Annotated in this window: 13 protein-coding genes; 7 read left to right on the top strand and 6 right to left on the bottom strand. The window is 60.3% G+C overall.

Annotated elements, in window-relative coordinates:
* Positions 1-50: 50 nt before the first annotated feature.
* From ACOQFT_RS14910 to ACOQFT_RS14895, 4 genes are all read left to right on the top strand, one after another.
* Positions 51-1,661 carry an FAD-dependent oxidoreductase gene (locus ACOQFT_RS14910; protein ID WP_421598685.1) on the top strand — a complete coding sequence of 537 codons (1,611 nt, stop codon included), beginning with the start codon at positions 51-53 and terminating at the stop codon, positions 1,659-1,661.
* A gap of 5 nt (positions 1,662-1,666) precedes the next feature.
* Positions 1,667-1,864 (top strand): DUF2783 domain-containing protein, encoded by a 198-nt coding sequence (locus ACOQFT_RS14905; protein ID WP_421598684.1) that lies wholly within the window; start codon positions 1,667-1,669, stop codon positions 1,862-1,864.
* A gap of 4 nt (positions 1,865-1,868) precedes the next feature.
* A complete protein-coding gene (gene maiA, locus ACOQFT_RS14900; protein WP_421598683.1) occupies positions 1,869-2,501 on the top strand; it encodes a maleylacetoacetate isomerase in 633 nt (210 codons plus the stop codon).
* An 85-nt stretch (positions 2,502-2,586) separates the two neighbouring features.
* Positions 2,587-2,928 (top strand): DOPA 4,5-dioxygenase family protein, encoded by a 342-nt coding sequence (locus ACOQFT_RS14895; RefSeq protein ID WP_421598682.1) that lies wholly within the window; start codon positions 2,587-2,589, stop codon positions 2,926-2,928.
* Here ACOQFT_RS14895 and ACOQFT_RS14890 read toward each other — a convergent pair.
* Positions 2,925-4,553, bottom strand: a complete 1,629-nt coding sequence (locus tag ACOQFT_RS14890; RefSeq protein WP_421598681.1) for an acyl-CoA synthetase — start codon at positions 4,551-4,553, stop codon at positions 2,925-2,927. The genes ACOQFT_RS14895 and ACOQFT_RS14890 overlap by 4 nt on opposite strands.
* A 222-nt stretch (positions 4,554-4,775) precedes the next feature.
* On the opposite strand from ACOQFT_RS14890, the gene ACOQFT_RS14885 reads away from it, so the two are divergent.
* From ACOQFT_RS14885 to ACOQFT_RS14875, 3 genes are all read left to right on the top strand, one after another.
* Positions 4,776-6,167 carry an aspartate aminotransferase family protein gene (locus ACOQFT_RS14885; RefSeq protein WP_421598680.1) on the top strand — a complete coding sequence of 464 codons (1,392 nt, stop codon included), beginning with the start codon at positions 4,776-4,778 and terminating at the stop codon, positions 6,165-6,167.
* A gap of 123 nt (positions 6,168-6,290) precedes the next feature.
* Complete coding sequence (locus ACOQFT_RS14880; protein WP_421598679.1) at positions 6,291-6,752, top strand: hypothetical protein; 462 nt, start codon at positions 6,291-6,293, stop codon at positions 6,750-6,752.
* 197 nt (positions 6,753-6,949) lie between these two features.
* Positions 6,950-7,447, top strand: coding sequence for an AAA family ATPase (locus ACOQFT_RS14875; RefSeq protein ID WP_421598678.1), 498 nt, complete (start codon positions 6,950-6,952; stop codon positions 7,445-7,447).
* Between the two features lie 98 nt (positions 7,448-7,545).
* Here the strand turns inward: ACOQFT_RS14875 and rplT are convergent, their stop codons facing one another.
* From rplT to pyk, 5 genes are all read right to left on the bottom strand, one after another.
* Positions 7,546-7,911: a 50S ribosomal protein L20 gene (gene rplT / locus ACOQFT_RS14870; protein ID WP_008756009.1), complete on the bottom strand. Its 366-nt coding sequence runs from the start codon at positions 7,909-7,911 to the stop codon at positions 7,546-7,548.
* A gap of 14 nt (positions 7,912-7,925) precedes the next feature.
* Positions 7,926-8,126, bottom strand: coding sequence for a 50S ribosomal protein L35 (gene rpmI / locus ACOQFT_RS14865; protein ID WP_010443552.1), 201 nt, complete (start codon positions 8,124-8,126; stop codon positions 7,926-7,928).
* 182 nt (positions 8,127-8,308) lie between these two features.
* Positions 8,309-9,859: an alanine/glycine:cation symporter family protein gene (locus ACOQFT_RS14860; RefSeq protein ID WP_421598677.1), complete on the bottom strand. Its 1,551-nt coding sequence runs from the start codon at positions 9,857-9,859 to the stop codon at positions 8,309-8,311.
* Between the two features lie 14 nt (positions 9,860-9,873).
* A complete protein-coding gene (locus ACOQFT_RS14855) occupies positions 9,874-10,311 on the bottom strand; it encodes a universal stress protein (protein ID WP_421598676.1) in 438 nt (145 codons plus the stop codon).
* 246 nt (positions 10,312-10,557) lie between these two features.
* Positions 10,558-12,003, bottom strand: a complete 1,446-nt coding sequence (gene pyk / locus ACOQFT_RS14850) for a pyruvate kinase (RefSeq protein ID WP_421598675.1) — start codon at positions 12,001-12,003, stop codon at positions 10,558-10,560.
* Position 12,004: the final 1 nt, after the last annotated feature.

Genomic DNA, 12,004 nt, shown 5'->3' with positions numbered 1-12,004 from the left:
GAGAACGAAATCTTGCGCGCAACTCGCGCCAGACCATCGGGGGAGAGCCCATGAACAAGATCTTCGAAGTCCCGCTATATGCCTATGAACGCAGCCCGGATCAGGATGCACCCTCTCCTGTCCGACACAAGGTGATCGTGATCGGCGCGGGGCCGATCGGGCTTGCCGCTGCGATCGATCTTGCCCAGCAAGGGATCGAGGTCGTGGTGCTGGACGACAATGACAAGGTCAGTTTCGGCAGCCGCGCCATCTGCTTTTCCCAGCGCACGCTTGATATTGCCGACCGTCTGGGCGCAGGGCGTCCGATGGTGGAAAAAGGGGTGCTGTGGAACGCGGGCAAGGTCTATTTCGACAATCGTCAGGTCTATGAGTTCGACCTGCAGCCCGATACGGGCTATGCAAATCCCGCCTTCATCAACCTGCAGCAATACTATTTTGAAAACGCCCTTGTCGACCGGGTGCGCGAATTACAGGCCGAAGGTGCCCCCCTCGAAATCCGCGGCCGCAACAAGGTCGAGGCCATCGGCACCCACGACACCCATGTCACGCTTGAGGTCGAAACCCCCGAAGGTCCCTATAACATCGAGGCCGACTGGCTGATCGCCTGCGACGGGGCACATTCCCCGACGCGCCGGATGCTGGGGCTGGATTTTGAAGGCCGTGTCTTCGAAGACAACTTCCTGATCGCCGATGTGGAGATGGAGGCCGATTTCCCGACCGAGCGCTGGTTCTGGTTCGATCCTCCCTTCAATCGCGGGCAATCGGCGCTGCTGCACAAACAGCCCGACAATGTCTGGCGCATCGACCTGCAATTGGGCTGGGACATCGACAAGGACCACGAGCAACGGCCCGAGAACGTCATTCCGCGGCTCAGGGCGATGCTGGGCGAGGATGTGAAATTCGAACTGGAATGGGTGTCGATCTACACCTTCCAATGTCGGCGGATGGATCGGTTCCGTTATGGGCGCGTCTTGTTTGCCGGGGACAGCGCCCATCAGGTCAGCCCGTTTGGCGCGCGCGGCGCAAATTCCGGAATGCAGGACGCGGATAACCTGTGCTGGAAACTGAAGCTGGTCATCGACGGCAAAGCGCCCGAGATCCTGCTGGACAGCTACAACCGCGAGCGGGTTCAGGCCGCCGATGAAAATATCCGCATGTCCACGCGCTCGACCGATTTCATCACGCCGAAATCCGACATGTCGCGGCAGTTCCGGGATGCGGTTCTGGACCTCAGCGAGCAATTTGAATTCGCGCGACCGCTGGTCAATTCCGGTCGGTTGAGCACGCCCTGTACCTATGAGGGATCGTCGCTCAGTTCGGCGGATGCCCTGAACGGGCCGGACATCACCCGCCCGGGCGCGGCCTGCCCGGATGCGCCTTTGGGGGACGATTTCCTGTTGCCGAAACTGGCGGGTAAATTCACCCTGCTGACCATCGACGCCGACGCCCCCGACCGGATCGAGGAAGACGGCATCGAAGCCACCCGTCTGGCGCTGTCGGTCAAAGATGACCTGACGCTGGAGCTCAAGCGCCGGTATCTGGGCGACGCGGACAGCGCAATCTACCTGATCCGCCCCGATCAGCACGTGGCCGCACGGCGCGACAGCTTTGAAGAAAACGCATTCCAACAGGCGATCCGCCGGGCCACTGGTAAGGAGTAAGCAAGATGGCCGATCTGATCCTCACCCCGAACCTCGACAATGGCGACGATTTCTATGCCGGGCTGCTGGCCGCCCATGACGGTCTGGACAAGTCGGAAAGCGAAGCCCTGAACGCACGGCTCATTCTGGTGCTGGCCAACCACATCGGAAATTCGGACGTACTGGCGCAGGCCCTGAAAGCTGCCGCGTTGAAAAACGGCTGACAGCATGGCCGAGGAGATCCTGTACGGCTATGGGCAGTCATCGGCCAGCTATCGGGTGCGCATCGCGCAGAATCTGGCCGGGATAGCCTATCGCATTGTGTCCGTTGATCTCAGGGACGGCGCGCAGAAGTCGCAAACTCATCTGGCGCGCAACCCGCAGGGGCTGGTTCCGGTGCTTGAGATTGACGGGTTGCGGCTAACGCAATCTCTGGCGATCATTGACTATCTGGATCAGACCCGGGGTCTGGGATTGCTTCCGGCCGAACCCGCACACCGGGCCAAAGTGTCGGCATTGGCGCAATCCATTGCGGTGGATATCCATCCGGTTTGCAACCTGTCTGTAGCCCGGCACGCCGCAGCGCTGGGCGGCGGGGCTGAAGGGACGGCGGGCGATTGGATGCGCCACTTTATCCGCCCCGGCCTGCTGGCGTTCGAGGCGCTGTTGGCCGAGTTCGAACAGGCCCCCTATTGCGCAGGGTCTCAGCCCGGCCTGGCCGATCTGTGCCTGGTCCCGCAATTGTACGACGCGCGCCGCTGGGACGTGGACCTGGGCGACCTGCCGCGCAGCCTGGCAGTCGACGCCGCCTGCGCCGAGCACCCCGCCTTCACGGCCGCCCACCCCGAGGCCGTGGCCTGATCTGGCGCACAGCGCCTGTGTGTCCGCGTTGGTGGAGCGGGCGGCCTGCCCCATGTATCCTGCAATAGGAATGCAGGAGGCCCCAATGCCCGAGATCACCGGCTATCACGCCCATGTCTATTTCGACGCCGAAACGCAGGATATCGCGCAACAGGTTTGCCAAGAGGCCGCACACCTGTTTCCGGTCCAAATGGGCCGGATGCACGCCAGGAATGTCGGCCCGCATCCACGCTGGAGCTGCCAGCTGACCTTCGCCCCGGACGTGTTCGATCAGGTCATTCCGTGGCTGATGCAGAACCGGCAGGGTCTGACCATCTTCACCCATCCGGAAACCGGTGACCATCTGGCCGATCACCGGGACCGTGCGGTGTGGATGGGTGAGATGCTGGAGCTTGACCTGTCGATTTTTGACAAGATGGGCGCCTAGGTCAGCGCCCGCGCCTGGTCCCGCAGTTTGAACTTCTGGATCTTGCCGGTCGAGGTCTTGGGCAACGCTCCGAAAACCACTGTCTTGGGCGCCTTGAAATGGGCCATGTTGTCCCGGCAAAAGGCAATGATATCCGCCTCGCTCGCCTGCACATCCGGCTTGAGCTCGACAAAGGCGCAGGGCGTTTCGCCCCATTTCTCATCCGGGCGCGCGACCACGGCGGCCTCCATCACGGCGGGGTGTTTGTAGAGGATATCCTCAACCTCTACCGATGAGATATTCTCACCGCCCGAGATGATGATGTCCTTGGACCGATCCTTGAGCGCGATATAGCCGTCCGGGTGCATCACCCCCAGATCGCCCGAGGCAAACCAGCCGCCACGAAAGGCCTTGTCCGTCGCCTCGGCGTTTTTCAGATAGCCTTTCATGACAACGTTGCCTTGCATGAAAATCTCGCCCATCGTCTCGCCATCTGCGGGAACAGGTTCCAGGGTATCCGGATCGGCCACCATCAACCCCGACAAGGCCGTGTAGGGAACGCCCTGACGGACCTTGAGCGCGGCACGCTCCTCGGCCCCTTTGCCGTTCCATTCGTCCTTCCAGGCGCATACGACCGAGGGGCCGTAGGTCTCGGTCAGGCCATACACATGGGTCACTTCGATGCCCATGCCTTCCATCTTTTCGATCACGGCTGCCGGTGGCGGGGCGCCTGCGGTCATCACCTTGATCTCATGATCGAAATCTTTCAGGTGATCGGGCGCGTTCGCCAGCATGTTCAGAACAATCGGCGCGCCGCAGAAATGGGTGACCTTTTCATCGCGGAAGGCGGCATAGATCGGCTCGTCCCGCACCGCCCGCAGACAGACCGAGACCCCGGCATTGGCCGCCATTGCCCAAGGGAAACACCAGCCGTTGCAATGGAACATCGGCAAGGTCCACAGATAGACCGAGTGTTTCGGCATGTCCCAGTCCAGCAGGTCCGACTGCGCGTTCAGCGCCGCGCCCCTGTGGTGATAAACGACCCCTTTCGGGTTGCCCGTGGTACCAGAGGTATAGTTCAGCGTGATCGCATCCCATTCGTCCCCGGGCAGAGACCACACAAACTCCGGATCGCCCTCGGCCAGCAGCGCGTCATAGGTCAGGCTGCCCAGTTGGTCACCGCCGTCAAAGCTGGGGTCTTCGATGTCGATGACCAGCAGATCATGATCGACCTGTTTCAGGGCCTCTTTCACCACGCCCGAAAACTCGGGGTCGACCAGCAGCACTTTGGCCTCGGCGTGGTTCAGGATGAAGGCGATGATCGGCGCATCAAGCCGCGTATTGATCGTGTTCAGAACGGCACCCGCCATGGGAACACCGAAATGGGCCTCGTACATCTCGGGGATATTGGCTGCGATGATCGACACTGTGTCGCCCTTGCCGATCCCACGCGTCGCCAATGCCCCCGCCAGACGGCGGCAGCGGGCATAGGTTTCCGCCCAGCTATAGCGACGCCCGCCGTAAACCACCGAAGGGTAATCGGGGTAGATCTTTGCGGTGCGTTCGATGAAACTCAGCGGGGACAAAGGCGTGTAGTTCGCGCGGTTCTTGTCCAAATGACGCTCGTAGATATTGTCCCCTGCCATCTGCTGACCCTCCCAGTTCAGTTCTCGCCGGACTTGATCACAAAGTATCGCGCCTGGCAAACCCGTAGAAATACGCCGAAGCCATGGACTGGCAATACGGGATGGTGCAATCTGGCCCTATCTACAGATGGCTATTCGCGGTGATCTGGGCCATCAAAATCCCGAACCGGGGCGGCATCGTTCCCGCATCTTGCGCACCCAATATTTCTGAAAGGACATGTCATGGACGGCACGTTCAACGAAAACGATCTTTCCCGCGTGGTCGAGGCCGACCGCGCCCATATCTGGCACCACCTGATCCAGCACAAACCCTTTGAAACCAATGATCCCCGCATCATTGTCGAAGGCAAGGGAATGCGCGTCTGGGACCAGAACGGCAAAGAGCATCTGGACGCCGTCTCGGGCGGTGTGTGGACCGTCAACGTAGGCTACGGTCGCGAATCGATCTGCAAGGCCGTGTACGATCAGCTGATGAAGCTGTGCTACTTCGCCAACTCCGCCGGTTCGATCCCCGGTGCAATCTTCGCCGAGAAGCTGATCGAGAAGATGCCGGGCATGAGCCGCGTGTACTACACCAACTCAGGGAGCGAGGCGAACGAGAAGGCGTTCAAGATGGTACGCCAGATCGCGCACAAGAAATACGGCGGCAAGAAGACCAAGATCCTGTATCGCGACCGCGACTATCATGGCTCGACTCTGGCGACCATGTCCGCGGGTGGTCAGGATGAGCGTAACGCGCAATACGGCCCCTTCGCGCCCGGTTTCGTGCGCGTGCCGCATTGCATGGAATACCGCAAGCACGAACTGGACGGCGCGCCTGTCGAGAACTTCGGCGAATGGGCCGCAGACCAGATCGAAGAGGTCATCCTGCGCGAAGGCCCCGACACCGTTGGCGCCCTGTGCCTTGAGCCCGTCACTGCGGGCGGCGGCGTGATCGAAGCGCCCGAGGGCTACTGGCAGCGTGTGCAGGAGATCTGCAGGAAATACGACATCCTGCTGCATATCGACGAGGTCGTCTGCGGCGTTGGCCGCACCGGCACATGGTTCGGATACCAGCAATACGGCATCAAACCGGACTTCGTGACCATGGCCAAGGGCGTTGCCTCGGGCTATGCGGCGATTGCCTGCATGGTCACCACCGAGGAGGTCTTTGAGATGTTCAAGGACGACGCGGCCGACCCGCTGAACTACTTCCGCGACATCTCGACCTTTGGTGGTTGCACCGCTGGTCCGGCAGCCGCGATCGAGAATATGCGCATTATCGAGGACGAGAACCTGCTGGGCAATTGCTCGGCCATGGGGGATCGCATGATGGGTAACCTGCAGGCGCTGATGGAAAAGCACAAAGTCATCGGCGACGTACGCGGCAAGGGCCTATTCCTGGGCGCCGAACTGGTTGCAGATCGCAGCAGCAAAGAGCCAGTGGACGAGAAACTGGCACAGGCGGTTGTGGCCGATTGTATGGCGCAGGGTGTGATCATCGGCGTCACCAACCGCTCGGTCCCCGGCCGCAACAACACGCTGTGCTTCTCGCCCGCGCTGATCGCCACGGCGGAGGATATCGACCAGATCACCGATGCGGTCGACGGCGCGCTGGGTCGCGTATTCGGCTAAGGCCCCGCACTGTTCCTAAGAGAACCGGCGCCCACCGCGCCGGTTTTTTTTGTTTCTGCGCTGTGTTTTGCCAAACTCTTGAACTCGGGTAGCCTGTGACCATTCGATTCAGGAGATACACCCATGGCATTCAATTTCCTTCGCAGCTTGGTCACGGTTCTTGCCCTTTCCATCGCCGCTCCGGCCAGCGCCGAGCAAGGCAGCGGCTTCCCGCAGATCGTCGGCACATGGCACGGCACCTATCTGGTGGGCTTTGCTAAGTCGAACCCGAACCACGCAAAAGGTCTGCTGAAAACCGAGATGGAGTTGGAGATCATCAAGCTTGACGGCAACCTGATCACCGCCACCAACCGCTGGCGCCGGATTGGCGACACCGACTGGATCGTCGAAGAGGCGATGGGCACATTCTCGTTAGACGACCCCACCCGTTTTGTTCTGGCGGAGGCCGGGATATCAGGGGATGACGTTTCGGCCGGTATCTTCAACGGCGTTTATCTGGATGACGTGATCATGGTCACCTATGCGGGTCCGGGGACCGGAGTGGCGTTTGCGGCGCAGTTGGTGAAGAAAGAGAAAAGCGAGTAGACACATAAGTTGGAGCAGTATTCGAAAGGTCAATTTCTGACGCGCTTATTCTTCTGGAGGCGCAATGAAACAGGCGCTACGGGCGCCCGTTTTCATTTAGATAGGCGTCTTGTCGCGACTGGGTCCGCTTTGCGGACTTTGCTGTCGTTCAGCCATGGGCTAGATGAGCACCACGGACAGGCATCACGGGCATAATTGTGGCTACTCTCATCTCATTCGCAGGCTTACCGGGAACTGGTAAGAGCACAATTTCACGCGCCCTGTCGGTCGCAACGGGGGCGGTATATCTGCGGGTTGATGAGATCGACGCCGCGATCTGGGCAGTTGATCCCGACCGGGACATCGGCCCGGAAAGCTACCATATCGCAGCAGCCCTTGCGGCCTCAAATCTTGCTCTGGGGCACACGACAATTATCGACTGCGTGAACCCTTGGGAGATCACACGCGAGATTTTCACTGCCGCCGCAAAGCGGTCAAGGGTGAGGCTTCTTGGCGTTGAAACCATTTGCTCTGATCCGGTGATGCATCGGGAAAGGGTCGAAGAACGCAAGATGGATGTGCCCGGCCTCGAAAAACCCGACTGGCAAAAGGTGCTATCCCGCGACTACACGCCGTGGGCTACGGCAGATGTGAAGCTGGACACGGCCAAGCTGAGTGTCGCTGAAGCCGTAGTCGAGATTGAGCGGCATCTCTAAGGCGGCTTTGGGATCAAAGCGGACCTAATCAGTTTCTGGGTGCAAAAAAGCCGCCCCAAACGGGACGGCCTTTCATTCACTGTCTCTTTAGCAGAGGATCAGGCAGCCAGAGCGGCCTGAGCTTTGGCGACGATCGCGCCGAACGCTTCCGGTTCGTGCACGGCCAGGTCGGCCAGAACTTTGCGGTCCACTTCGATACCGGCCAGGTTCAGGCCGTTGATGAAGCGGGAATATGTCAGTGCTTCGTCATGCGAACGCACAGCAGCGTTGATACGCTGGATCCACAGCGCGCGGAAGTTGCGCTTGCGGTTCTTACGGTCGCGGGTTGCGTACTGGTTGGCCTTGTCGACGGCCTGACGGGCAACCTTGAAGGTGCTCTTGCGGCGGCCATAATAACCTTTGGCGGCCTTGATGACCTTCTTGTGACGGGCGTGAGTTACGGTTCCACCTTTAACGCGGGACATCTCTTAATCTCCTCTTAGCGGTCGTAGGGCATGTAGCCCTTGACGATCTTGGCGTCGGGGGCGGACAGGGTGGTGTTGCCACGGGCGTCGCGGATGAACTTTTTGGTCCGCTTGATCATGCCGTGCCGTTTGCCGGCTTGGCCAGCAAGGACCTTACCGGTCGCAGTCACCTTAAAGCGCTTCTTGGCGCTCGACTTGGTCTTCATCTTAGGCATTTCCGTCTCCTTTCAGGGTTCGGTTCTAGACGCGACTCGGCATGCCATCTCGGCCGGTCACGCGATCAGAAGCGCCGTGTACGCAAGTTCGGTCATACTGGCAAGGGGGTTTTGACCAGAATCTGCGCTTTTCGCAGGGTGGTCAGGCACCGGGGCGACAATGGCCGCCCCGGTGAAAGGATTTAGTGCTCGAACTTGCGGATCTCGCCGCTTTTCAGGCGGGCTGCATAGCTGGCCAGCTCTTCCCGCACCACTTTCATCAGGAAGTAGAGCGCGAAGACGTTCACAACCGCCATCGCAAAGATCGCCGCATCCGAGAAGTCGATGACCGGGCCAAGGTTGGCCGCCGCACCGATCACCACGAAAATGCAGAAAATGATCTTGAACACCAGCTCTTTGGTGTGACCCTCACCGAACAGATAGGTCCAGGCCTTGAGGCCGTAGTAGGACCAGCTGATCATGGTCGAGAAGGCAAACAGCACCACCGCGATCGCCAGAACGTACGGGAACCAGCTGAACGCGCTGCCGAAGGCGGCAGACGTAAGACTGACGCCCGAATTGCCGTCGACAGTTGCGATGGCATTACCCGCTTCGTTCAGCATGTAGTTGCCTGTTTCCGGATCGACGATCAGCTGCTGAGTGATGATGATTACCAGCGCGGTCATGGTACAGATCACGACGGTATCAATGAACGGCTCCAGCAACGAAACAAAGCCCTCGGTGATCGGTTCCTTGGTCCGAACTGCCGAGTGTGCGATCGCCGCGGAACCAACACCCGCCTCGTTCGAGAATGCCGCACGGCGGAAGCCCTGGATCAGCGCGCCGACCATGCCGCCCGCAACACCCAGACCGGTGAATGCGCCTGCGAAGATCTGGCCAAAGGCCCAACCAATCTGATCGGCGTGCATGATGATGATGACCAGCGCGGCCAGCACATACATGATCCCCATGAACGGCACGACCTTCTCGGTCACCCGTGCGATGGATTTCAGGCCGCCTACGATCACGGCAAAGACAATTGCCGCAAAGACCAGACCGGTGATCCAGCCGGGATAGTCGCCGACGATGCCTGCAATCTGCTGGTGCGCCTGGTTGGCCTGGAACATGTTGCCCCCGCCCAGCGCGCCAAGAATACAGAAGATCGAGAACAGAACCGCCAGAATCTTACCCCCCGGCAGACCCAGTTCGTTGAACCCTTTGGACATGTAATACATCGGGCCACCGGAAACGGTGCCGTCTTCGTATTCGTTGCGATACTTCACGCCCAGCGTACATTCGGTGAATTTCGAGGCCATGCCCAGCAGGCCCGCCATGATCATCCAGAAGGTCGCGCCCGGCCCGCCGATACCGACGGCCACCGCCACACCGGCGATGTTCCCCAGACCGACCGTTCCTGACAGCGCGGTGGCAAGGGCCTGGAAGTGGCTGACCTCACCCGCGTCGTTGGGATCGGAATAATCCCCTTTGACCAGACTGATGGCGTGACCGAAAAAGCGGAATTGCACAAAGGCGAAATACAGCGAAAACACCGTTGCTGCGATCACCAGCCACCCCACGATCCAGGGAAAGCCCGTCCCCGGAAACGGGGCAAAGATAAAGCCGACAAAAGGCCCGGTGAAATCGGCAAACGCCTGATTGATCTTGTCGTCCAGACCCGGCGCGTCTTGCGCCAATGCGGGACTTGCGAACAGGGCCGCGGATGCACCAAGGCTCAGTTTTTGAAGCGTATTCATACTCATCACTCCCCTCAGTTCACGACGGTGACCGGCACATCGGCATGCATGACCAGATTCTGGGTCGAGCTGCCGAACAGGCGTTTCTTGAACCCGTCCGCCGAGGCGCGCCCGACGATGATCTGGGTGCCGCCATTTTCAACCGTGATCGCGTTCAACGTTTCAGCCACGTCGCCATGGCGGACAATGCCATGCGCTGTGAACCCTTCTGCCTTCAGCGCGTCTACCGCAGGCGTGACAATCCGGGTCGTGGCCAGTTCGACCTCTTCCTCGCGCCGTTTGTGCCTTAGGGCGTTTTCTTCAGGTGTCTGGAAAGTGAATGGGGACCATTCGATCACGTAGACCACAAGCAATTCACACGATCCGATTCGCCCGGCCAAATCCTTGGCAAAGGCGATCGCGCGCTCCCCGGTCTCTGTCCCGTCCAGTCCAATGACAATTTTCGTTGTCATGACGTTCCTCCGTTATTTTATGATTGTGCCGGGGCCCGTGCCCCCGGCAGGGCAGCCGGAACCTGGAACTTTCTGAGTAGACCGCCCTTGCGGTTCAGTATCCGGGAAAAACACCAAAAAACAGAGGGGAAATTGCCGAACTCAACCCAAAGTCCGATTTCTTATTGATATCATTGCAAATTTTTCGCCTAAAAATTAGGCAATCGCCTTGCCCCGCTTGCTGGCAAGGCAGGAAATTCGTAGGGATCAGCCTGGATCCGTGTTGTAGATCAGACGCTCATCACAGGGGGCGATACGCAGGATATTGGTGGTTCCCGGCACGTTGAACGGCACACCTGCGGTCACGACGATCTGGTCGGTCTCCGAGGCAAACCCACCGGCCCGGGCCGCACGGGCGGCGTTGACCACCGCGCCCTTGAACCGCTCAAGCTCAGGCGTCATCACGCAGTGGCAGCCCCAGCTCAGGCACAGGCGCCGCGCGGTTCCGGTGGCAGGCGTCATTGCGATGATCGGAACACCGGGGCGTTCCCGCGCGGTCAGCAGCGCCGTTGTGCCGCTTTGGGTAAAGCAACAGATCGCCTTGATGTCGGTCTTTTCCGCGATCTCACGCGCCGCGGCCACGATCCCGTCAGCGATCGTGGTGCCCTTGGCGCTGCGTGACGACGCGACAATCTGGTCGTATGTGGGGTCGGCCTCGACCTCGATGGCGACCTTGTTCATGGTCTGCACCGCCTCGACCGGGTACGATCCCGCCGCAGATTCCGCGCTCAGCATGATGGCATCGGTGCCTTCATAGATGGCGGTGGCCACATCCGAGACCTCGGCCCGGGTGGGCATAGGACTTTCGATCATGCTTTCCAGCATTTGGGTGGCCACGATCACCGGCTTGGCCGCACCCCGGCATTTTCGCACCAGACGTTTCTGGATCGGTGGCACGGCGGAGACCGGCAGTTCGACCCCCAGATCGCCGCGCGCGACCATGATCCCGTCCGAGGCGTCCAGGATATCGTCGAACGCCTCAACCGCCGCAGGCTTTTCGATCTTGGACAGAATCGAGGCACGGCCATCAGCCAGCGCGCGGGCCTCGAACACGTCCTTGGCGCGCTGAACAAAGCTCAGCGCCAGCCAGTCGACGCCCAGCTGACAGACAAACTCCAGATCGTCGCGATCCTTGGACGACAGCGCCGCCAGCGGCAGCACGACGTCGGGCACGTTGACGCCTTTGCGGTTCGAGATGGTGCCACCGACCTCAACCGTGCAATTGGCGAAATCCTGGCCGCACTCCTGCACGGTCAGGCGAATCTTGCCGTCATTGACCAGCAGACGCGCGCCCGGCTCAAGGGCTGCGAAAATCTCGGGATGCGGCAGGCAAACGCGACCCGCATTGCCCGGCGCCGGATCAAGGTCCAGACGGAAGGCTGCGCCCTCCTCCAGCTCTTCGGCTTCGTTGGCAAACTCGCCCACGCGCAGTTTTGGCCCCTGAAGATCGGCTAGAATGGCAATCGGGCTGTCCAGGTCCTTTTCAACCTGCCGGATGATCCGGTGCCGTTCGCGGATCTCGTCATGGCTGCCGTGGCTCATATTCAGGCGGAACACATCCGCGCCGGCCTCGTGCAGCGCCCGGATCATGTCATAGTCATTGGACGCCGGTCCCAGCGTCGCCACGATTTTTACATTTCTCAGGCGTCGCATG

Origin of the sequence: Ruegeria sp. MALMAid1280 (genome assembly GCF_049195285.1) — a bacterium.
In the GTDB taxonomy this organism is placed as follows: Bacteria; Pseudomonadota; Alphaproteobacteria; order Rhodobacterales; family Rhodobacteraceae; genus Ruegeria.
This window is presented reverse-complemented; position numbering and strand designations above follow the sequence as displayed.